Raw genomic sequence first — 21,704 nt, 5'->3', positions numbered from 1 at the left:
CTAGGAAAAAGCGCCATTGCGCGAGAATGGGCGCCCTTTTGCCCCCCGAGTGACGTTTTTGTGACCTCTTCCCTCTCTTTCGACGCCATCGTCATCGGCGCCGGCGCGGCCGGTCTGTTCTGCGCGGCCCAGGCCGGACAGCGTGGCCTGTCGGTGCTGCTCCTGGACCACGCGGAGAAGGTGGCAGAGAAGATCCGCATCTCGGGCGGTGGCCGCTGCAACTTCACCAACCGCGACCTGGACGTGCGCGCACCCCACAAGCACTTCGTGGGCGGCAACCCGCAGTTCTGCCGCTCGGCCCTGTCGCGCTACACGCCGGCCGACTTCATTGCGCTCATGGACAGGCACGGCATCGCCCACCATGAAAAGCACAAGGGCCAGCTGTTTGCCGACCGCTCGGCCGAAGACATCATCGCCATGCTGCTGGCCGAATGCCAGGCCGGCGGCGTGCAGCGCTGGCAGCCCTGCAAGGTCGATTCCGTGGCGCACTCGGACGGCCAATACCGCCTGCAGACCAGCCGGGGCGCCGTGCAGGCGCCCAGCCTGGTCATCGCCACGGGGGGCCTGTCCATCCCCAAGATCGGCGCCACCGACTTCGGCTACCGCCTGGCCCAGCAATTCGGCCTGCCCCTGGTCGAACGCACGCCGGGCCTGGTGCCGCTGACCTTCGATGGCGACGCCTGGGCCCCCTACGCCCAGCTCGCGGGCCTGGCCCTGCCCGTGGAGATCAGCACCGGCAGCAAGAAAGAGCGCATGGCCTTCATGGAAGACCTGCTGTTCACGCACCGGGGCCTTTCGGGCCCGGCCGTGCTGCAGATATCGAGCTACTGGAAGCCCGGCACGCCCCTGAGCATCAACCTCGCGCCCGAGGTGGACCTGCAGGGCGAGCTGCTCAGGGCCAAGTCGCGCTCGCGCAAGCTCATCGCCAATGAACTGGCGCAGTGGCTGCCCTCGCGACTGGCCGATGCCTGGGTGCAGCAGGATGCTGCCTGGCAGCGCCCCATCGCCGAAGCCTCCGACAAGGCCCTGAACCAGCTGGCCGAGCGCCTGTCACGCTGGGAGATCGTGCCCACGGGCACGGAAGGCTACAAGAAGGCGGAAGTGACGCTGGGCGGCGTGGACACGCGGGCGCTCTCGCAGCAGACCATGGAATGCAAGACCCAGCCGGGCCTGTACTGCATTGGCGAAGTGGTGGATATCACCGGCTGGCTCGGCGGATACAACTTCCAATGGGCCTGGGCCAGTGGGTACGCCTGTGCGCAGGCCTTGCCTTCTGCCTGATTTGTCAGACCGCTTTCGTCTCGCGTATAATCGCCCGCTTTGCTGGCAATCGCCCCGTCGGCCAATACTAGTTAACTTTGGACGGGGACCAACCGCTGAACATGGCTCTCAGGCCCGATCTTCCCGGGAACCCGCTGTCAGCACAGATATCTGGAAATCTAGCTAATGACCACCATCCGCGTAAAAGAAAACGAGCCCTATGAAGTTGCCCTGCGCCGCTTCAAGCGCACCATCGAAAAGCTCGGCCTGCTGACCGACCTGCGCGCTCGCGAGTTCTACGAGAAGCCCACTGCCGAACGCAAGCGCAAGAAGGCTGCCGCCGTCAAGCGTCACTACAAGCGCGTTCGCAGCATGCAGCTGCCCAAGAAGCTGTACTGATCAGCCCTTGACCAGCCGGCTCTCGTCAGCCGCAAAACCCGCGCTCGGGACGCCAGGCGCGGGTTTTTTGTTTTTTGTTCCGTGTTTTCCGACGCCATCACCTCAGGAGAAAAGCCATGAGCCTCAAGGCCCAGATCACCGAAGACATGAAGACCGCCATGCGCGCCAAGGACAGCGAGCGCCTGGGCACCATCCGCCTGCTGCAGGCAGCGATGAAGCAAAAGGAAGTCGATGAGCGCATCGAGCTGGACGACGCCGCCGTCATCGCCATCGTGGACAAGCTGATCAAGCAGCGCAAGGACAGCATCGCCGCCTTCGAGGGCGCGGGCCGCCAGGACCTGGCCGACAAGGAAAAGGCCGAGATGGCCGTGCTGACCGCCTACCTGCCCGAGCGCATGTCGGCCGAGGAAGTGGCCACCGCCGTCAAGGCCATCGTGGCCGAGTTGGGCGCATCCGGCCCCGGCGACATGGGCAAGGTCATGGGCGCGGTCAAGGCGCAACTGGCAGGCAAGGCCGACATGGGCCAGGTCTCCGCCGCAGTGAAGGCTGCCCTGGCAGGCTGATCCCCGGCCAGTCCGCTGCAGCAGCCGCCCCGCTCAGGGAGCGGCTGCCATCCACTCCTTCTTGAAGTGTTCCTGCAGGAACTCCACGCACACCCGCACCTTGGCCGACAGCTGCAGCCGCGTCGGATACACAGCCCAGACATTGGCCTCCTGCCGCCATTCGGGCAACACCTGCACCAGGCGCCCGGCCTGCAGATGGGCGCCCACATCCCATAGCGAGCGCAGCGCAATGCCGCGACCGTCCACGGCCCACTGCACCACCATCTCGCCGTTGTTGGCCGACAGCGGCCCCGTGACCTTCACCGCCTGCTCGGCCGCGCCCGCGCGCAGCCGCCACACGCCAAAGGCCTGGTCGCGCTCCTTGATGGCCAGGCAGTCATGGGCCGACAGCTCGGCCGGCGTGCGCGGCGTGCCACGGCGCGCCAGGTAGGCAGGCGCGGCGCACAGCACGCGGTGGTTGTCGGCCAGGCGCCGCGCAATCAGGTGGGGCGCGATCTCGTCGCCCACGCGCACATCCAGATCGAAGCCCTCGCCCGCCACATCCACCAGCCGGTCGAACACGTCCAGCCGCACCTGCAGCCCCGGATGGCGCTCCACCAGCCTGGAAAGCGCGGGCGCGATCACATGCCGCCCGAAACCGAAGCTGCTGCTCACGCGCAGCAGGCCGCGCGGCTCGCTGCGCGTGATGGCCACCTCCTGCATCAGCTGGTCCATGTCGTCGAGGATGCGCTGCGCCCAGTGGAAGACGCGCTCGCCCTCCTCGGTCACGGCCACGCGGCGCGTGGTGCGGTGCAGCAGCTTCACGCCCAGCTCTTCCTCCAGCAGGCGGATGCGCTTGCTCACATAGGCGGGCGAAGCCCCCAATTCCTCGGCCGCAGCGGCAAAGCCGGATTTGCGGGCCACCACGGTGAAGACGCGCAGGTCTTCGGGAGACGGCTGTTTATTCACGATCTGTAAATAATGGAACCACAGTTGGCCGATTGTATTTAGCCCTGGCGCAGCCAACAATGCCATGCATGCGGCCTGGCTGTCAGCGGCGCCGCTTCATATCCATCCATTCGATCCAAGGACAGACACCATGCAAGACACATTCAAGATCGCCGTCATCGCCGGTGACGGCATTGGCAAGGAAGTCATGCCCGAAGGCCTGCGCGCCCTGGAAGCTGCCGCCAGCCGCTTTGCGATCAAGCTCGAATTCCACCATTTCGACTGGGCCCACTGCGACTACTACCTGGCCCACGGAAAAATGATGCCCGACGACTGGAAGGCGCAGCTGTCCGGCATGGATGCCATCTTCTTCGGCGCCGTGGGCTGGCCCGCCACCGTGCCCGACCATGTCTCGCTGTGGGGCTCGCTGCTCAAGTTCCGCCGCGAGTTCGACCAGTACATCAACCTGCGCCCCGTTCGCCTGTTCGAGGGCGTGCCCTGCCCGCTGGCCGGCCGCAAGCCCGGCGACATCGACTACTACGTGGTGCGCGAGAACACCGAGGGCGAGTACACCTCGCTGGGCGGCATCATGTACGAGGGCACGGACCGCGAGATCGTGATCCAGGAATCGGTCTACTCGCGCAAGGGTGCCGAGCGCCTGCTCAAGTACGCCTTCGACCTGGCCCAAAGCCGCGAGCGCAAGCACGTCACCCTGGCCACCAAGAGCAACGGCATCGCCATCAGCATGCCCTGGTGGGACCAGCGCGCCGAGGACGTGGCCAAGGCCTACCCGGAAGTCACGCTGGACAAGCAGCACATCGACATCCTGACCGCGCGCTTCGTGCTGCAGCCGGGCCGCTTCGACGTGGTGGCCGCCACCAACCTGTTCGGCGACATCCTCAGCGACCTGGGCCCGGCCACCACGGGCACCATCGGCCTGGCCCCCTCGGCCAACCTCAACCCCGACCGCAGCTTCCCCAGCCTGTTCGAGCCCGTGCACGGCTCGGCGCCCGACATCTACGGCAAGAACATCGCCAACCCCATCGCCATGGTCTGGTCGGCGGCGCTGATGCTGGACTTCCTGACCCACGGCCAGGGCGCAGGCCGCGCGGCGCACGACGCCATCGTCTCGGCCATCGAGGAAGTCATCAGGAGCGGCCCGCGCACGCCCGACCTGGGCGGCACGGCCAGCACCACCGAGGTGGGCCAGGCCATCGCCCGGCGCATCGCTGCCGCCTGAGGCGCCGCGCCGGGGTTCATGCCGCCCGGCAGCCTGGCCTACCGGCCCATGCGGCCCCTGCGCAGCCTGCCGGCCCCCATCCCGGCCGCCAGCAGGCTCAGCATGACCAGCGCCACGGTGTGCAGGGCCGGCACAGGCGTGGGCACCGGCGCCGCCACCACGGCCTGTGTGAAGCCCTGGCTCATCGGGGCGTGGACTGCATCCCCGCTGTAGTCGACCACAAGGCCGTGGGATCCGGCCGCCACGGGCAGCCGGACCGTGATGCTGGCGGCGCCGCCAACCAGGGGCGCCGACCCCAGCTGCGCCCCGTTGTACGAGACCGTGATGCTGCCCGAGGGGAGCGCCGCCGCCATCGCCCGCAGCGCCCCCCGTCGGTCCTGCGCCCCGGTCACGGCCGACACGCTGATGGTCACATCGTCGCCGGGCCGGGAAGGGTTGGGGGTGGAGGTGATCGCCAGGGTGGTTGTGGCCTGGGCGATCTGCACGCTTTGCTGCTGCCTTGCCGCCGCCTCGTAGTTCGCATCGCCGGCCTGGTCTGCCAGGATGCGGCAGGGTCCCGGCGCAATGAAGGAGACAGAACCGCCCGCGATGGTGCAATGGGCAGCCGTCGCCGCATCCACGGAGAACACCACCGCCTTGCCGGAAGCCCCGCCCGTTGCTGCCACGGCATAGGTATCGCCCACCTTGGCGGCCGCTGGCGCCACGGAAGTGAAGGCAATGGCCTGCGGGCCCTTGCCGATGCTCAGGGACAGGACTTGCCGGGCCGCAGGCAGATGGTTGGCATCCCCCTGCTGATCGGCGGCCAGCAGGCAGTTGTCCGTACCCGCCAGCCTGCCGGACACCTCGGCACCGCTGACGGAGCACGCCGCCGGCGTCAGGGAGCTGAACTGCACGGCCTGGGACGAGCCACCGCCGGCGGCGCTCAGAGCTACCCGTGCATCCACGACCAGAGGCGCCGGCATGCTCCAGACGATGTTCTGCGCAGCAGGCTGCACCGTCACCGGGTAAGCCACCTCGGGGGCGGGAGCATAGGTCGCGTCGCCGCCCTGCCGGGCCGTCATCGTGCAAGTGCCTGCGGAATGGAAGCTGAACACCCCTGCGGCATCGACGGTGCAAACCTCTGGCGCAGATGCGGAAAACGTCACGGCCAGGCCGGAGGTAGCCGTTGCAACGGGCGTGAATGTCGTGCCGAAGGTTTGCGCCGACGGCTGCGCAAAGTCGATGCTCTGCTCCCGCCTGAGCGTGGTGAAGGGCACGCTGGCCACGTCCGGCTGCACGCGGCCTGCGCCATCCCTGGCGATGAAGTGCAGCCTGTAGGCCGTATTCACCGCCAGCCCCCCGATATCGATATCGTGGACCACGCCTGCCGTCATGCCGACCGGGGAGCCGCCGGCCTGCAGCGTGGCGGCATCCGGCGCCGCTGCGGCCGCAGCAAGCACCTGCCAGTAGCCCGTGCCGTCCCGGTCCAGCGCCACGCGGGCCTTGGCCGTCACACCGCCCGCCTGCGGGTCGACGACGGGAGCCAGACTGAAGACCGGGCGGCCCAGCACATAGCCGGCAAACCCAGGGTTTTGCGCTGCATGCCACCCATCGGACAGGGATGACAGACCCGCCCAGACCGCATTGGCGGGGATGGACGATGCGTCCATGGCGAGCAGGGTCTGGATGCCATCGAGCGAATAGTGGAAAACAGTGCTGTCGATGGGGCGCGGGAGGGAGGACCCCTCGATCTGAAAGGAGCTGATCGTGGCCCAGGCTGCCGCTGCGGGAATTCCCATGGGATCGCTCGTCCGCAGGACCTGGCCCTGGTAGCTGTATGTGTAGTCCTCGTTCCAACTGTTGAGACCCCAGCCGTCATCCCAGTAGTTGGAAGGGGTGACCCAATCCGCAGTGGAGGGCGGCGAGCCGCCTTGCTGCACCACGCCGCCCACGCTGAACGTGTATTCGGTCACCATGGACGTATACCAAGCGTTGGACTGCGTCTGGTAGCCCGTCATGACCAGCCCCTGCGCCGGCGCGGCCACGGCCGCGACGCAATGCAGGCCGGCTCCGAATACCACCACCCACGGCATCAGGGCCCTGGAAAATTCCGCCTGAAGGCGACTGCCTCGTTCTCTCACATGCACTCCCGTTTCAACTTGCTGTTCTTCTGGTCCGTGCCGGGGGTACCGGCAATGCAGGAGCCTAGCGGCCGCACCTGCCCGCGCCTTGACTGCGCGTTGCGCTTTTCTTGACAGTGCGTCCCGCCCCCTGCGCAACGCGGGCTGCCGCGCCACCGTCCGTTCATTCGCCACCAAACGCCTGCTGCCCCCGGCCCTGCAAAGCGGCGATATGCCGGCCAACCGGGCCGTCGTCTGGGCGCGGAGATGGCGGCATTGCCCCCGCCGCAGGCCTCTGGCCGGCGAACAGGGCAAGATGGCCGGCTGCGGCATTCGGGCCGCTCAGACACAGCACGGAATCTCCATGAAGCACTACGACTACATCGTCATCGGCGGCGGCAGCGGCGGCATTGCATCGGCCAACCGCGCCGCCATGCACGGGCGCCACTGCGCGCTGATCGAAGCCGGCGAGATCGGCGGCACCTGCGTCAACGTGGGCTGCGTGCCCAAGAAGGTCATGTGGCATGCGGCCCAGATCGGCGAGGCCATGCACCGCTACGGCCCCGACTACGGCTGGGATGCCACCGTCGAGGGCCTGGACTGGCAGCGCCTGCTGGACAGCCGCAGCACCTACATCGACCGCATCCATGCCTCGTATGAAAGCGGCCTGGCGCGCAACAAGGTCGAGCTGATCCAGGGCTTTGGCCGCTTCGTGGATGCGCGCACCGTGGAGGTGGGCGGCCAGCGGCTCAGTGCCGACCACATCCTCATCGCCACGGGCACGCGCCCGGCACGGCCCGACATACCTGGCGCCGAGCTGGGCATCGACTCCGACGGCTTCTTCGCCCTCAAGGCCCTGCCTGCGCGCACGGCCGTGGTGGGTGCCGGCTATATCGCCGTGGAGATTGCCGGCGTGCTGCACGCGCTGGGCTCGCAGACCCATCTGTTCCTGCGCCAGAACTCGGCACTGCGCGGATTCGATCCGCTGCTGAGCCAGACCCTGATGGAGATCATGGAGGCCGAAGGCCCCGCCGTGCACCGCCAGGCCACCCCGAAGGCCGTGGTCCGCAATGCCGACGGCAGCCTGGATCTGCAACTGCAGGACGGCAGCAGCCACACCGTGGACTGCGTGGTCTGGGCCGTGGGCCGCAGGCCCGACACCTCGGGCCTGAACCTGGAGGCCGCAGGCGTGGCGCTGCAGGACAGCGGCCACATCGCGGTGGACAAGTTCCAGGACACCAATGTGCCCGGCATCCACGCCGTGGGCGACATCACGGGCCGCATCGAACTCACGCCCGTGGCCGTGGCCGCAGGCCGGCGCCTGTCCGAGCGCCTGTTCAACGGCAAGACCGGCGAGCACCTGGACTACGACAACGTGCCGACCGTGGTCTTCAGCCACCCGCCCATCGGCACCGTGGGCCTGACCGAGCCGCAGGCGCGCGAGCGATTTGGCGACGATCAGGTCAAGATCTACCAGTCGGCCTTCACCGCCATGTACACGGCGGTCACGCGCCACCGCCAGCCCGCGCGCATGAAGCTGGTCTGCGTGGGCCCCGAGGAACGCATCGTGGGCATACACGGCATCGGCCTGGGGATGGACGAGATGCTGCAGGGCTTTGCCGTGGCGCTCAAGATGGGCGCCACCAAGCGCGACTTCGACGACACCGTGGCCATCCACCCCACGGCGGCAGAAGAGTTCGTGACCATGCGCTGAACGGCGCGCACCACCTGCCTTCGGCGGTTGACCACCGCCCTGGGCAGGGCACGCGCCGGGCGAGCGCGAAGCCGCCCAGGTCGGCGAAGGCATCGGGAATGGCCGGGAGCAGGCCGATCTGCGCCGTGCTCCTGACGCCAGCCTCGCGGACGCTGGTGGCAGCCGCAAGCTGCGCGCGATCCGCAGCCGGCTCCGCTCCTCCTCCTTGTCCTTCTCCTTTTCCTTTTCCTTCCCCCGACATGGACCTCCTGCTCCTGCATGCCGGCGCTGCCGGCATGGCTGTGCGCTGACATTTCAGCTGCTTGCGGTGCATTGCCACCGTCCAGGGTCCTGCGTCGCCACGCTGGCCCCGGTGGAAACATCCGTCCACCGCGGGAATTTCAAGCGCCTACGCTCAAACACCCAATTCAATAGTCAAAAACAAATAAAGTATTTTCCCGATAGTCAAGTCAAATCGAAAAATTCACAATCCTTGTACGCGGGGAAAAAGAGGCATTGCTCCATGGAAAGCCTTGGTGTTTCTTTGTAGGCAATCCGACTTAATTCGAGTGCATACACCTTGATTTTCCGCATCAACCCAGCAGCCATGGGTCGAGAGCCGCGATCGGAGCCCAGGAGACATCCCATGCCCAGACTGCATTCGAAGACAGGGCATGGCGAGCCCGCGCCAGGCGGCATGCAGGCCAGCTTCTGGCCCCTGCGGCAAACGCAGGCGCTGGGCTGCAGGCTGAAAGCAGTGTTCGCGCTGGAGGCCTTCCACCGTGCGGGCAGCGGCGCCGGGAGCCGCTTGGCCGATGACGCCTTCTTGGCCCGCAGCGCCTATGGGGCTGAGCAGCGGCCGGGGCGCAACACCACACTCAACAAGGAGACAGATCCATGACAACCGATGTACTCGATGCCCGGTCCCCGTTGACCGGGTCGCGCAACGCGGGCCACCCTCTGCCGGCGGACCGCATGATCGTGGGCGCGCCCACGGGCGGCTGAGGAGCAGGTCATGCACGAAGCCCCCCGCCCCACCCTCCCGCCCATCGGCTGCAACGGCCGTGGCGTGCAGCGCTCCTCGCGCCACCAGCCCATCGGCCTGCAGGAGCTGCCCATACGCGAGCAGTTCCGCCTCGTCAGCGAGACCGGCGTGTTCGACTGCTTCGACCGCCTGCCGCTGCGCCACCAGCTGGCCGACTACGAGTCGGCCATCGCCGAATTCAAGCTGCCCGTGCACACCGCCAGCTGGTTCTACCGCCTGGGCGAGGACGAGGTCCTGCTGGCCGGCAACCTGCGCATCTGCCGCGAGATCGGCGTGCGCTGCCACAACATCATGACCTTCAAGCACCACCGCGACGGCCATGTGCTGTCCGATGTGGAAATCGCCGAACACTATCTGCGGGTCTATGACGACGCCATGGGCCTGGGCGTGGAGCCCAGCTTCGCGCTGCATGTGAACACGTGGACCGAAGACTTCCTGCGCGTGCGCAGCGTGGCCGGGCGCGTGCAGGCACGCGGCGTGCCCTTTCACTTCACGCTGGACTACAGCCATGTGAACTTCAAGATCGGCAACCCGGCCGAGCTGGACCGGTCGGGCGTGCGCGGGCTGCTCGAGCGCGGCGAACTGGTGCTGGACCCGTTCGAGCCCGGCTCGCTGTGCGAACAATGGCTGGACATGGGCATCGTGCGCTGGGCCCAGCTGCGCGCGGCCGGCCCCAACCAGCCCCTGAACCTGTGGCACCGCGACGAGGACGGCAGCCCGGGCCGGGGCATCCAGTACCCCATGCTGCGGCCCGGACCCGGCGAATGGCATTCGCCCTGGCATGCCTACCTGCTGGAGCCCTCCAAAGAGGCCATCCGCAAGGTGCTGGCCTGCCACCATGCGCAGCCGCACAGCCCGCTGCGCTACCTCACCACCGAATTCATCAATCTCCCCGACTACGGCCTGGGCGCAGGCTATGACCTGCTGGAGCAGAACGTGGCGGCCGCGCGCTTCATGCGGCAAGCCTGGGACGAGATCTGCGCCCGCCCCGTACTCCGGGCCTCCTGCGAAGGTGCAGCATGAACCCCGCACAACACCCCCAAGGCCATGCCGTCATCATCGGCGCCGGACACGCCGGTGGCACCCTGGCCGCCCTACTGCGCCAGTACGGCCACCCGGGTCCGATCACTGTGGTCGGCGGCGAGGACCTGCCGCCCTACCTGCGCCCGCCGCTGTCCAGGGCATGGCTGCAGCAGGCCATGGGCCCGGACGAGCTGTTGCCGCGGCCCGCCGGCGCCTCCGCGGACCAGGCCATCGCCCTGCGCCCGGGCATGCGCGCCATGGCCATAGAGCCGGGCTCGCGGCAGGTGGCGCTGAACGACGGATCGGTGCTGCACTACGAACACCTGGTCATTGCCACAGGCTCCGCGCCGCGCTGGCTGGTCCTGCCCGGGGATGAGCGGCCTGGCATCACCTACCTGCGCACCATGGAAGACGCGCAGGCGCTGCGGGGCCATCTGCAGACCGCACGCTGCCTGGCCATCATCGGCGGCGGCTATGCGGGCCTCGAAATCGCTTCCACGGCCCGCAAGCTGGGCGTGCAGGTCCGGATCATCGAGCGCGAAGGCAGGCTGCTGACGCGCAGCGCCTCGCCGCAGATGGCTGCGCATCTGCTGCAGCTGCATGCAGGCCATGGCGTGGAGGTGCATTTCAATGCAGCGGTCGCCGCCATCCAGGGAGACAGCCCCACCCGCATCACGGCCCTGTGGATGGCCGATGGCTCCCGACTGGAGTGCGATGCCGTGCTCATCGGCGTGGGCGCGGCGCCCTGCATGGAACTGGCGCAATCCCTCGGCCTGGACTGCGCCGACGGCATTGCCGTGGATGGCGAAGGCCGCACCGCCATGAGCGGCATCTACGCCATAGGCGATGCCACGCGCCGCCCGCTGGCCGGCTACCCCGGGCTGCACCGGCTCGAAAGCGTGCCCAGCGCGCTCGAACAGGCCCGGCGCGCGGCCTGCGCCATCACGGGCAGCGAACTGCCCGCCCATGAAACGCCCTGGTTCTGGTCCGATCAGTACGACACCAGGCTGCAGATCGCCGGCCTGCCCGGCCAGGGCGACCAGACCGTGCTGCGCGGCAACCCGGCCAGCGGCAGGTTCGCCGTCCTGCACCTGCGCGGCGGCCAGCTGTGCGCCGCCGAATGCGTGAATTCGCCGGGCGAATTCATGGCTGCGCGCAAGGCCATCGCCGCCACGCACTGCGCCGACCCCGGTTTCCCAACGCTCCCCTCCAAAGCCCCACTCACGCCATGATCTCCATTGCCTTCATGGAGCACGGCTGCAGCGAGCATGCGGTGCAGGCCACGGAGGGACAGAGCCTCATGCCGAATGCGGCGGCGCCGGTGGCGCAGCGCCAACGCAGCCGCAGCCGCAGCCGCAGGATCAGCGCGTTGCCAGGCTGCGCCCCACCGCCCGCAAACACTCCACCAGCAACCGCGTCGTCGCCGTCATCGGCTGGCCGCGCAGGGTGATCAGGCCCACGGGGGGCAGGTCGATGGGCACGGGTAGGTCCAGCACGGCGACCAGCCCCTGCTGCGCGAAATGCTCGGCCACGCCGCGCGCCATGAAGGCCACGGCGCCGCGCTGGTGCAGGAAGCTGATCTGCGACAGGAATGAGGCGGACTCCACCAGATCGGCCGGAGGATGCAGGCCGTGGGCGAAGAACTGCTGCTCCAGCTTCACGCGCAGCGATGCCCAGGGCGGGGGCATGACGCAGGGCATGTCGGCCAGCGCCTGCCAGCTCGCAGGCTGCGCCAGCAACGCATGGCCGGGGCGCACGACGGCGACCATGGGCTCGTCGTACAGGGCTTCGGTTTCCAGGTCGGGCGAGGCATAGCCGGGTTCGAGCCGGCCCACGAACAGGTCCAGCTCGCCCATGCGCAGCTTGGGCAGCAGCCGCGTGAGATCGCCCTCCTCGACCAGCACCGTGGTCTGGGCCGATCGCGCCTTCAACTGCTCGACGGCCCGGGCCAGCAGCACGGGCGTGGCCACGACCATGGCGCCCACGCTGGTGCGCCCGCGTGTGCCGCTGGCCTCGGCCGCCATTTCATCGCGCGTGCGTTCGAAGCCCGCCAGCACCGAGCGCGCAAAGCGCACCATGCTGACCCCGGCCGCCGTGGGCTCGGTGCCGCGCGTGGAGCGCTCGAACAGCGTCATGTCCAGCATGCGCTCGATCTCGGCCAGGGTCTTGGAGACGGCGGGCTGGGTGACGGCCAGGAACTCGGCGGCGCGGCCCAGGTGGCGGAACTGGTCCAGCGCCACCAGCAGCTGCAGATGGCGCAGCTTGAGGTTGGAGCGCAGCACGCGGTCTATCTTGCTCATGGGGTCTTCATAGCTTTGAGGTTATGAAGCCAGTCTATCTTTTCATTGGATTGTCATGATCAGGCGCTGAACAATCGCGCCAGTCAGCCCAAGGCCCGGATCACAGGGCTGCAAAAAGCCAATACAGGAGACAAGCGATGAACACCCCACGCACACGCCATGCAAGCCGGCGCGAATTCGTGCTCGCCACGCTCGGCGCCAGCGCACTGGCCGCCACCGGACGTCTTTTCGCCCAGAACTGGCCCGAACGCCCCATCACCTTCATCTGCCCCTGGCCTGCGGGCGGCACGGCCGACCAGTCCATGCGCGCGCTGTGCACCGTGGCCGGCAAGCTGCTGGGCCAGCCGATCGCGGTGGAGAACCGCGCGGGCGCCTCGGGAATGATCGGCGCCAAGGCGCTGGCCTCGGCCAGGGCGGACGGCTACACCATCGGCCAGATTCCCATCTCGGTCACGCGCTTTTCGCAACTGGGCAGCCTGCAGGCCGATCCGCGCAAGGACTACACCTACATCGCGCGCACCTCGGGCCAGACCTTCGGCATTGCCGTGCCCGCCCATTCGCCGTTCAAGACGCTCAAGGACTTCGTGGCCGCCGCCAAGGCGAGGCCCGGCCAGGTGACCTATGCCCATGCAGGCGTGGGCGGTGCCACGCATGTGGGCATGGAGGAGTTTGCGGGCGTGGCCGGCATACAGCTCAACCATGTGCCCTACAAGGGCGGCGCCGAGGCACTGCAGGGTGTGCTGGGCGGCCATGTGGATGCGCTGGCCGACTCCAGCTCCTGGGCCCCCCATGTGGAAGCCGGCAAGCTGCGCCTGCTGGCCACCTGGGGCGAGCAGCGCACGGCGCGCTTCAAGGACGTGCCCACGCTGCGCGAATGCGGCTACGACGTGGTGGTCGATGCGCCCAACGGCATTGGCGCGCCGCGTGGCCTGGACCCGGCCGTGGCGGCCAGGCTGCGCGAGGCCTTTCGCGCCGCCGTGGCCAGCCCCGAGTTCAAGTCCGTGGCCGAGAAGCTGGATGCGCCGCTGCTGTACCTGGACGGCCCGGACTACGAGAAGTACGTGAACACGGTCTACCAGAAGGAGACCGTGCTCATCGACAAGCTCAAGCTGCGCGAATTGATGAAGGGCTGACCGCCCGCGAACCCACACCGATGAAAGCCCCGCATGTCCCGCACCGATAGCCCCCTGCTGCACCTGCATCCCAACGACAACGTGCTGGTCGCCAGGACCGCTCTGTCGCTGGGCCAGGAGATTCCCGAACTGGGCGTGCGCGCCCGCGCCCAGGTGCCTGCGGGCCACAAGATCGCCGCGCGCCGCATCGCAGAGGGCGAGCAGGTGAAGAAGTACGACACCGTGATCGGCGTGGCCACGCGTGAGCTGGAGGCCGGCGACTATGTGCACAGCCACAACCTGCGCATCGTGGACTACTACCGCGACCCGGCCTTCGGCGCCGATGTGCGGCCCGTGGACTATGTGCCCGAGGCGCAGCGCGCCAGCTTCCAGGGCTTTGTGCGCGCCGGCGGCGGCGTGGGCACGCGCAATTTCATCGGCATCCTGTCGTCGGTGAACTGCTCGGCTACGGTGATCAAGCGCATTGCCGCGCATTTCACGGCCGAGCGCATGGCAGCCTTCCCCAACGTGGACGGCGTGGTGGCCTTCGCCCAGACCAGCGGCTGCGGCATGTCCTCGCCCAGCGAGCATTTCGACGTGCTGCGCCGCACGCTGGCCGGCTATGCGCGCCACCCGAACCTGGCCGGCGTGCTCATCGTGGGCCTGGGCTGCGAGCGCAACCAGGTCGATGCCCTCGTGGAGTCGCAGGGCCTGTGCGAAGGCCGGCTCATGCGCACCCTGGTGATGCAGGAGGTCGGCGGCACGCGCGTGACCATAGAGGCAGGCATCCGCGCCATCGAAGAGATGCTGCCCGAAGCCGATGCCGCGCGGCGCAGCACGGTCAGTGCCAGCCACCTGAAGATCGGGCTGGAGTGCGGCGGCTCGGACGGCTTTTCGGGCATCACGGCCAACCCGGCACTGGGCGCGGCCATGGACATCCTGGTGCGCCACGGCGGCACGGCCATCCTGTCGGAAACGCCCGAGATCCATGGCGTGGAATTCATGCTCACGCGCCGCGCCATCACGCCAGCCGTAGGGCAGAAGCTGCTGGACCGCCTGGCCTGGTGGGAGCGCTACGCGGCCGGGCAGAACGCCCAGTTCAACGGCATGGTCGGCCACGGCAACCAGGCCGGCGGCCTGGCCAACATCTTCGAGAAATCGCTGGGATCGGCCATGAAGGGCGGCACCACGCCGCTGCGCGCCGTCTACGAATATGCCGAGCCCATCACCGAGCCTGGCTTTGTGTTCATGGACTCGCCGGGCTACGACCCCGTGGCCTCCACGGGCCAGATTGCCAGCGGCGCGCACCTGATCTGCTTCACCACGGGGCGCGGCTCCATGTTCGGCAGCAAGCCCGCGCCCACCATCAAGCTGGCCAGCAACACGCCCATGTACCGCCGTCTGGAAGAGGACATGGACATCAACTGCGGCCTGATCGTGGACGGCGAATGCGGCGTGCCCGAGATGGGGCAGCGCATCTTCGCGCAGATCCTGCGCCACGCCAGCGGCGAGCCCACCAAGAGCGAGGCCCTGGGCCTAGGCGACCATGAGTTCGTGCCCTGGCACCTGGGCATCGTGAGCTGAGCCGCCCCTTACAACACCTGCATCCACCGATTCCATGCCACTGACCCTGACCCGCCCCGAGCTGCTGCGCAGCGCCAACTTCATCGCCGGCCAATGGACGACCGCGACGGCCACGCCCGCCGCTCCCGCCCCGCGCCTGGCCGTGACCGACCCCGCCACGGGCGCACCGATCACCGAGGTGCCCGACTCCGGCGCCGCCGAGGCCCGCGCCGCGCTGGACGCCGCGCATGCCGCCTTCCCCGCCTGGCGCAGGACGCCCGCCAAACAGCGCGCCGCCATCATCAAGCGCTGGAACGACCTGGTGCTGGCCCACCAGGATGACCTGGGCCGCCTCATCAGCCGCGAGCAGGGCAAGCCCCTGGCCGAGGGCAAGGGCGAGGTCGCCTACGCGGCCAGCTACATCGAATGGTTTGCCGAAGAGGCCACGCGCATGAACGGCGAGATCATTCCCGCACCCGTGCCGGGCCGGCGCATGCTTGCGCTGCGCGAGCCCGTGGGCGTGGTGGCCGCCATCACGCCCTGGAACTTTCCTGCCGCCATGATCGCCCGCAAGATCGCGCCCGCGCTGGCCGCCGGCTGCACCGTGGTCTGCAAGCCCGCGGAAGACACGCCGCTGACCTCGCTGGCCCTGGTGCTGCTGGCCCAGGAGGCAGGCGTGCCTGCGGGCGTACTCAACATCGTCACGGCCTCGCGCGAGAAGACGCCCGAGGTGGTGGATGTCTGGCTGGACGATGCGCGCGTGCGCAAGATCACCTTCACGGGCTCCACGCCCGTGGGCAAGCACCTGGCGCGGCGCAGCGCCGACACGCTCAAGAAGCTCTCGCTGGAGCTGGGCGGCAATGCGCCCTTCATCGTCTTCGGGGACGCCGACATCGATGCCGCCGTCGACGGCTTCATGGCCGCCAAGTTCCGCAATGGCGGCCAGACCTGCGTCTGCCCCAACCGCGTCTTCGTGCACCGCAGCGTGCACGACGTGTTTGCACAGAAGCTGGCCGCGCGCGTGGCCGCGCTGCACGTGGGCCCGGCCAGCGACCCGGCCTCGCAGATCGGCCCCATGATCAATGCGCGCGCCGTGGAAAAGATAGAGCGCCATGTGCAGGACGCCGTGGCGCGCGGCGCCAGGGTGCTCACGGGCGGCAGGCGCCTGGATGCCCTGGGCGCCAACTACTACGCGCCCACCGTGCTCACGGGCGCCGATGCCTCCATGGCCTGCGCCTGCGAGGAAACCTTCGGCCCCGTGGCGCCGCTCACCGTCTTCGACAGCGAGGACGAGGTCATCGCCGCCGCCAACGACACGCCCTTCGGCCTGGCCGCCTACTTCTACAGCAATGACGCACGCCGCATCTGGCGCATGGCCGATGCGTTGGAGACCGGCATCGTCGGCATCAACGAAGGCGCGCTGGCCGCCGAGGCAGCGCCCTTCGGCGGCGTCAAGGAATCGGGCTACGGCCGCGAGGGCTCCACCCACGGCCTGGACGACTACCTGCACACCAAGTACGTCTGCCAGGGCCTGCTGGACTGAATCTTTCCCTCCACGAAATCACCGGACACCATGCCAGCCCATAACCCCTTCAAGACCGCCCTGGCCGCAGGCCAGCCTCGCATCGGCCTGTGGCTGTCCATGGCCGACCCCTACCTGGCCGAGGCGGCCGCCACCTGCGGCTATGACTGGCTGCTGATCGACGGCGAGCACGCGCCCAACGACGTGCGCAGCACCCTGGCCGCGCTGCAGGCCGTGGCCCCGCACCCGGCCCAGGCCGTGGTGCGCGTGGTCGAAGGCAGCACGGCCCTGATCAAGCAGATGCTGGACATAGGCGCCACCACCTTGCTAGTGCCCATGGTGGACACGGCCGAACAGGCGCGCGCCGTGGTGTCCGCCACGCGCTACCCGCCGCTGGGCGTGCGCGGCGTGGGCAGCGCCGTGGGCCGCGCATCGCAGTGGAGCGCACGCGGCGACTACCTGCAGGTGGCCGACGACGAGGTCTGCCTGCTGGTGCAGGCCGAGACCGTGGCCGCCCTGCACAACCTTGAAGCCATTTGCGCGGTGGACGGCGTGCACGGCATCTTCATCGGCCCCGCCGACCTGGCCGCCTCCATGGGCCACCGCGGCAACCCCGGCCACCCCGAAGTGCAGGCCGCCATCGAAGCCGCCATGAAGACCATCATCGCCAGCGGCAAGGCGGCCGGCACCCTGACCTCGGACCCCGCCCTGGCCCGCCGCTACCTGGACCTGGGCTGCAGCTTCGTGGCCGTGGGCGTGGATGTGCTGCTGTTTGCGAATGCGGCGCGCAGGCTGCGGGGGCAGTTCGATGATTCGCCGGTGGCCGCGCCTGCACAGCAGGCAGCTGCCGCCTATTGAATCAGCCAGCCACCAGCCAGGCCAGCAGCCCCGCCGCCGCTGCAGCGGCCGCCACACGCCGCGCGAACTGCGGCGCATAGGTCAGCAGCAGGCCCAGGGCCAGGGCCGCAAAGGTGAGCAGGCCCAGCCAGGCGGCCAAGGCGACCGAGGCATTCCAGCGCAGCAGGCAAGGCGCCAGCGATAGGGCCAGCAGCGCGTAGCCGGCCAGCCGCCAGGCCTTCAGGCGCGCGGGTTCCAGGCCTTCGGTGCGCAGTTGGTCCTGGTGCCGGTCCATGGAAGCGGCGACGACGGCAAAGCCTGCAAAGGCCAGAAAAAAGGCGGCAAGAATCATCATGACGCGCGCTCCAGCGTGGGGGCATGGCTGGTGGTGCGGGTTTGCGTGCGGGCGGCTGCAGGCAATGCAGCCGCTGCCGGCTTGCCGCGCAGCAGCCACCAGGCCACCACGCCGTGGATGGCGGCCAGGCCCAGCATCAGCAGCTCGAAGCTGGCGATGCTCCACTGCCCGTTGGCCAGGGTCTGCACCAGCGATGCGCCGCCCGTCAGCAGGTTGAGCAGGGGCAGCAGCGCATACAGCACGGCGGCCAGCGCCATCTGCTGCAGCCAGGCATTGCGGTGCGAGACCAGCAGCGGATGCAGCAGGCACAGCAGCCAGATGATGAAGAAGCCGTTGATCTCCCAATCACTGCGTGCCTGCATGGGCACGGGCAGCAGGCGGTTGAGCCAGAAGAAGCCGGCCACGGCCACCGACAGGCCCGCGATGGAGCCCACGTTGAGCACCTCCACCAGACGGTGGCCGAAGGGCGTGCGGCCCAGCTTGCGGCGCTCGGGCATGCGCTTGACCACCCACAGCACCATGCCCGACGCGGCCATGAAGGTGCCGATCACACCGCTGAGCAGCAGCAGCCAGCGCGTGGCGGGCTCGGCAAAGCGGCCCAGGTGCACGCCGGTGATCACGTTGCTGGTGGCGCGCACCCAGGAGATGGCGGGCGCCTCGGGGCTGGCCTGCAACTGGCCGGTCACGCCGTCGAAGCGCAGGGTCTCGGACTGGCCCCGGTTGATGAGGCTCATGCCGCCGCCTTCGCGCAGCTCGACCACCGCGCGCGAGGTGCCGGGCGCGTTGACGGTGATGCTGCCCACGCCGTGCTCGGGCCAGCGGCGCGCGCCCTCGGCCAGCATGGGCGCGATGTCGGCCAGCGCGGCGGCCTGCCGCTCCGGCCCGGCACCACGCGCGCCAGGGCCCTGGTTGGCCGCCTGCCCGCGTGCACCGCGCACATCGGCGAAGTAGGCATTGGTGTCGCCGTTGTAGGCCGCCTGTATGCCCCAGGGCATGAGCATGAACATCAGCAGCACCAGGCCGCTGAAGGTGATGACGATGTGAAACGGCAATGCCAGCACGGCCGTGGCGTTGTGCGCGTCCAGCCAGGAGCGCTGGCCCTTGCGCGGGCGGAAGGTGAAGAAGTCCGTGAAGATCTTCTTGTGCGTGATCACGCCCGTGATGATGGCCACGAACATCAGCATGGTGGCGAAGCCCACGATCCATCGGCCCCAGATGCGCGGCATGGCGTGCAGTTCGAAGTGGAAGCGGTAGAAGAAGTTGCCGGCGCGTGTCTCGCGCGGCTCCAGCTTCTCGCCCGTGGCGGCGTCGATCTCGGCGCGTTTGGTGCCTGCGCGGCCCGTGGCGGCGCCGGGCTCGCGCCAGGATGCGGCCACCGCCACCTGGCGCGGGCCGGGCAGGCCCAGCGTCCAGGTCGTGGCCTCCGGCGCGATGCGCTGCATGGCGTTCAGTGCGCGCTGCGCGGTATCGGCATCCTGCACCGAGCCGTGCAGCTCGGGCCGCATCCAGTCGTTGATCTCGTCGCGGAAATAGCTCAGGGTGCCCGTGAAGAACACCGCGTAGAGCAGCCAGCCCAGCAGCAGGCCGCTCCAGGTGTGCAGCCAGGACATGGACTGGCGCAGTCCCTCGGGTTTGCCGTCTGCCCTCATGCGGCGGCTCCGTTCGACAGCACCCAGGCCAGAAGTCCCAGGCCCGCGCCCGGCAGGCCGATCACGGCCCAGGCGCGCCAGGCGCTGGCGCAGCCAAAGGCCCACATGGCCGCCACGGCGTAGATGATGAAGGCCAGCAGCGTCGAGCCCAGCGCCGCATCGGCCCGTTCCACGCCCAGCCAGACCATGGCGCGCGCGCCCGTGGCGGCGCAGGCGGCCGACAGCAGATAGCCGCCGCCGATCGCCGCCAAGGCGCGCGAGGCCACGGCCACGCGGTAGCGCAGCAAGGATGGAGAGGACCCTCCCGGGGTCGAGGCTTGCATGGGGATGACCTTTCTTGCGGATCGTTGCCCGTCATGGACGCCGCGGCCGCTGCAGACACCGCGCGCAGGCCCGGACGGACAAAGGCGCCACAACAGTTCAAGGTCTGTGCGGCGCCGGGCGTTGGCCGCGCGCCTGGAGCACGCCGCCTTTCAAAGAGCGGGAATGATAATGATTTTTATTACCCGAGTCATTTAAAGAAATGCAAAGCCGGCCTGCTGCCACCGGCCCCGACCATCCCCCTGGCGCCTGTTCCCCTATCGCGCCCGCCCCGCCAGCCAGCGCCCGCCGAACTGGTTGATCACCATGCCCGCCAGCACGGCCAGCGTGCCCATCCACTGCATGAAGGTGGGCCGCTCGCCCAGCAGCAGCATGGCCGAGACCAGGCCCACCACGGGCACCATCAGCGACAGCGGCGCCACCGTGCCGGCCGCATAGCGCTGCAGCAGGCGCGTCCACAGGCCGTAGCCCAGCAGCGTGGCCAGCAGCGCCAGGTACAGGATGGAGGCCACGGCGGTCAGGTCGATCCCCGCCAGTTGCTGCACGACCGTATCCGCGCCATCGGTCCAGACAGCCAGGGCCATCAGCGGCGCGATGGGGAAGATGCTGCTCCAGACGATGAAGGGGAAGGGCTCGTAGGGGCCGCTGCGCGCCGCATAGCGCGTGATCATGTTGGACACGGCCCACATGGAGGCTGCGCCCACGGTCAGCAAAAAGCCGGCCAGCGTCATGGCGTTGTCGCCCTCGCCATGGGCGCTGCCAATGGCAACCAGCCCGCCCAGCGACACCACCAGGCCCAGCCAATGCCACAGGCGCGCGGGCTCGCCCAGCAGGAAGGCGGCCAGCAGCAGCGTGACGAAGGCCTGCGTCTGCAGCACCACCGAGGCCATGCCGGCCGGCATGCCCAACTTCAGGCCCAGGAACAGCATGCCGAACTGGCCCACGCCCTGCACCAGCCCATAGGCGGCCAGATAGCGCCAGCCCACCGACTTGGGCGGGCGCACGAACAGCAAAAAGGGCAGCGACGCCACCACGAAGCGCAGCGCGCTCAGCAGCATGGGCGACAGCGTCAGCAAACCGAACTTCATGGCCACGAAGTTGGTGCCCCAGATCAGGATGACCAGCAGCGCACGCGCCCAGTCGCCACGGCTCAGGTGCTGCGCGGTCATGCCCTGCCCTCGGTGCGGCGGGGCCTGCAATGGTCAGGGACAGCGGCCGGCAGCACCGGCAAGGAACAGGAAGAAGGCATGGCGGGCAATGGGCAAAAAGAAAGGGGCGGATCACATCCGCCCCCGGCGTTTGTACCACCGCAGCCCGTGCGCTGCCGGGCGGCCGTGGCTCGGCCCTGCGTTTCAGTCCGCCGCGTAGTCGATGGGATCGTGGGCATGCTGGCGCCCCAGCGCGCCGGCCATGGCCAGCATGAAGGCCAGGCCGCGCCGCACATCGGGCTCGCGTGCCATGCGCATCAGGCCGATCAGGGTGGGCGTTTCCTCCATGGCCTGCACCTGGGCCGCCGCCATGCGCGCGGCATTGCCCGCGGCCCAGGCCCCGCCCACGCCATCCTCGAAGGCCTTGGCGACCTTCTCGACCATGTAGTCGTCTGCCATGTCCACCAGGTCCGCCGTGGCCGACAGCAGATCGACCACGCGGTTCAGGCGCCGGCCCGCCAGCAGCGGCTCCAGCTTGCCCATCAGTTCGGCCAGCCCCTGCAGCGCGGCGTCGTCCTGCAGCAGGCCGCCGGCGGCGGGCTGCGCCACGGGAATGTCGGAAGCGATGTTCATCTCGGTGCTCCTTGT

General features: G+C 68.8%; 20 protein-coding genes. 12 read left to right on the top strand and 8 right to left on the bottom strand.

Annotated elements, in window-relative coordinates:
* Nucleotides 1-60 precede the first annotated feature (60 nt).
* The 3 genes from ACF8O7_RS14775 to ACF8O7_RS14765 all read left to right on the top strand — a co-directional run bounded on the left by ACF8O7_RS14775 (nucleotide 61) and on the right by ACF8O7_RS14765 (nucleotide 2,222).
* Nucleotides 61-1,281 (top strand): NAD(P)/FAD-dependent oxidoreductase, encoded by a 1,221-nt coding sequence (locus tag ACF8O7_RS14775; protein ID WP_133074114.1) that lies wholly within the window; start codon nucleotides 61-63, stop codon nucleotides 1,279-1,281.
* Nucleotides 1,282-1,446: 165 nt separating this feature from the next.
* Nucleotides 1,447-1,659 (top strand): 30S ribosomal protein S21, encoded by a 213-nt coding sequence (gene rpsU / locus ACF8O7_RS14770; RefSeq protein WP_003052999.1) that lies wholly within the window; start codon nucleotides 1,447-1,449, stop codon nucleotides 1,657-1,659.
* Between the two features lie 116 nt (nucleotides 1,660-1,775).
* Entirely contained in the window at nucleotides 1,776-2,222 is a 447-nt protein-coding gene (locus ACF8O7_RS14765; RefSeq protein WP_016449728.1) for a GatB/YqeY domain-containing protein, read from the top strand.
* 33 nt (nucleotides 2,223-2,255) lie between these two features.
* On the opposite strand, the gene ACF8O7_RS14760 is transcribed toward ACF8O7_RS14765, so the two are convergent.
* A complete protein-coding gene (locus ACF8O7_RS14760; RefSeq protein ID WP_017406911.1) occupies nucleotides 2,256-3,170 on the bottom strand; it encodes a LysR substrate-binding domain-containing protein in 915 nt (304 codons plus the stop codon).
* Nucleotides 3,171-3,300: 130 nt separating this feature from the next.
* Between ACF8O7_RS14760 and ACF8O7_RS14755 the strand changes: the two genes are divergently transcribed.
* Entirely contained in the window at nucleotides 3,301-4,389 is a 1,089-nt protein-coding gene (locus tag ACF8O7_RS14755; RefSeq protein WP_017406912.1) for a tartrate dehydrogenase, read from the top strand.
* Nucleotides 4,390-4,427: 38 nt separating this feature from the next.
* Here the strand turns inward: ACF8O7_RS14755 and ACF8O7_RS14750 are convergent, their stop codons facing one another.
* Nucleotides 4,428-6,449 (bottom strand): Ig-like domain-containing protein, encoded by a 2,022-nt coding sequence (locus ACF8O7_RS14750; RefSeq protein WP_392443656.1) that lies wholly within the window; start codon nucleotides 6,447-6,449, stop codon nucleotides 4,428-4,430.
* A gap of 403 nt (nucleotides 6,450-6,852) precedes the next feature.
* Here ACF8O7_RS14750 and gorA point away from each other — a divergent pair, with 403 nt between their 5' ends.
* From gorA to ACF8O7_RS14730, 4 genes are all read left to right on the top strand, one after another.
* Nucleotides 6,853-8,202, top strand: a complete 1,350-nt coding sequence (gorA, locus tag ACF8O7_RS14745; protein ID WP_126311728.1) for a glutathione-disulfide reductase — start codon at nucleotides 6,853-6,855, stop codon at nucleotides 8,200-8,202.
* Between the two features lie 625 nt (nucleotides 8,203-8,827).
* A complete protein-coding gene (locus ACF8O7_RS14740) occupies nucleotides 8,828-9,082 on the top strand; it encodes a hypothetical protein (protein WP_126311729.1) in 255 nt (84 codons plus the stop codon).
* A 114-nt stretch (nucleotides 9,083-9,196) separates the two neighbouring features.
* Nucleotides 9,197-10,249 carry a hypothetical protein gene (locus tag ACF8O7_RS14735; RefSeq protein WP_016449735.1) on the top strand — a complete coding sequence of 351 codons (1,053 nt, stop codon included), beginning with the start codon at nucleotides 9,197-9,199 and terminating at the stop codon, nucleotides 10,247-10,249.
* A complete protein-coding gene (locus ACF8O7_RS14730) occupies nucleotides 10,246-11,481 on the top strand; it encodes an NAD(P)/FAD-dependent oxidoreductase (RefSeq protein WP_280048327.1) in 1,236 nt (411 codons plus the stop codon). Before ACF8O7_RS14735 ends, ACF8O7_RS14730 begins: the two co-directional genes overlap by 4 nt.
* A gap of 129 nt (nucleotides 11,482-11,610) precedes the next feature.
* Here ACF8O7_RS14730 and ACF8O7_RS14725 read toward each other — a convergent pair whose 3' ends face one another.
* Nucleotides 11,611-12,549, bottom strand: coding sequence for a LysR substrate-binding domain-containing protein (locus tag ACF8O7_RS14725; protein WP_043791045.1), 939 nt, complete (start codon nucleotides 12,547-12,549; stop codon nucleotides 11,611-11,613).
* Between the two features lie 137 nt (nucleotides 12,550-12,686).
* Between ACF8O7_RS14725 and ACF8O7_RS14720 the strand changes: the two genes are divergently transcribed.
* From ACF8O7_RS14720 to hpaI, 4 genes are read left to right on the top strand one after another with little or no spacing between them, the layout of a single operon-like run.
* Nucleotides 12,687-13,682 carry a tripartite tricarboxylate transporter substrate binding protein gene (locus ACF8O7_RS14720; RefSeq protein ID WP_046239777.1) on the top strand — a complete coding sequence of 332 codons (996 nt, stop codon included), beginning with the start codon at nucleotides 12,687-12,689 and terminating at the stop codon, nucleotides 13,680-13,682.
* 33 nt (nucleotides 13,683-13,715) lie between these two features.
* Nucleotides 13,716-15,245, top strand: coding sequence for a UxaA family hydrolase (locus tag ACF8O7_RS14715; RefSeq protein ID WP_126311731.1), 1,530 nt, complete (start codon nucleotides 13,716-13,718; stop codon nucleotides 15,243-15,245).
* Nucleotides 15,246-15,279: 34 nt separating this feature from the next.
* Nucleotides 15,280-16,767, top strand: coding sequence for an NAD-dependent succinate-semialdehyde dehydrogenase (locus ACF8O7_RS14710; RefSeq protein WP_392443650.1), 1,488 nt, complete (start codon nucleotides 15,280-15,282; stop codon nucleotides 16,765-16,767).
* 30 nt (nucleotides 16,768-16,797) lie between these two features.
* Nucleotides 16,798-17,604 (top strand): 4-hydroxy-2-oxoheptanedioate aldolase, encoded by an 807-nt coding sequence (gene hpaI / locus ACF8O7_RS14705; RefSeq protein ID WP_392443648.1) that lies wholly within the window; start codon nucleotides 16,798-16,800, stop codon nucleotides 17,602-17,604.
* 1 nt (nucleotide 17,605) lies between these two features.
* Here the strand turns inward: hpaI and ACF8O7_RS14700 are convergent, their stop codons facing one another.
* The 5 genes from ACF8O7_RS14700 to ACF8O7_RS14680 form a co-directional block, all read right to left on the bottom strand.
* Nucleotides 17,606-17,938: a DUF3325 family protein gene (locus ACF8O7_RS14700; protein ID WP_392443647.1), complete on the bottom strand. Its 333-nt coding sequence runs from the start codon at nucleotides 17,936-17,938 to the stop codon at nucleotides 17,606-17,608.
* The gene (locus ACF8O7_RS14695) at nucleotides 17,935-19,587 is read right to left on the bottom strand and encodes a PepSY-associated TM helix domain-containing protein (protein ID WP_392443645.1); all 1,653 of its coding nucleotides are present in this window, start codon (nucleotides 19,585-19,587) and stop codon (nucleotides 17,935-17,937) included. Before ACF8O7_RS14695 ends, ACF8O7_RS14700 begins: the two co-directional genes overlap by 4 nt.
* Nucleotides 19,584-19,910 carry a DUF3649 domain-containing protein gene (locus ACF8O7_RS14690; protein ID WP_016449744.1) on the bottom strand — a complete coding sequence of 109 codons (327 nt, stop codon included), beginning with the start codon at nucleotides 19,908-19,910 and terminating at the stop codon, nucleotides 19,584-19,586. Before ACF8O7_RS14690 ends, ACF8O7_RS14695 begins: the two co-directional genes overlap by 4 nt.
* Before the next feature lie 255 nt (nucleotides 19,911-20,165).
* The gene (locus ACF8O7_RS14685) at nucleotides 20,166-21,077 is read right to left on the bottom strand and encodes an EamA family transporter (RefSeq protein WP_392443643.1); all 912 of its coding nucleotides are present in this window, start codon (nucleotides 21,075-21,077) and stop codon (nucleotides 20,166-20,168) included.
* Between the two features lie 183 nt (nucleotides 21,078-21,260).
* Complete coding sequence (locus tag ACF8O7_RS14680; protein WP_012204259.1) at nucleotides 21,261-21,689, bottom strand: DUF1641 domain-containing protein; 429 nt, start codon at nucleotides 21,687-21,689, stop codon at nucleotides 21,261-21,263.
* Nucleotides 21,690-21,704 lie beyond the last annotated feature (15 nt).

It is taken from the genome of Delftia sp. WSY_16, from assembly GCF_043104415.1.
GTDB classification, from domain to species: Bacteria; Pseudomonadota; Gammaproteobacteria; order Burkholderiales; family Burkholderiaceae_C; genus Comamonas; species Comamonas tsuruhatensis.
Note: the sequence above shows the minus strand (reverse complement) of the source record. Positions and strands in the feature narration are given on the sequence as shown.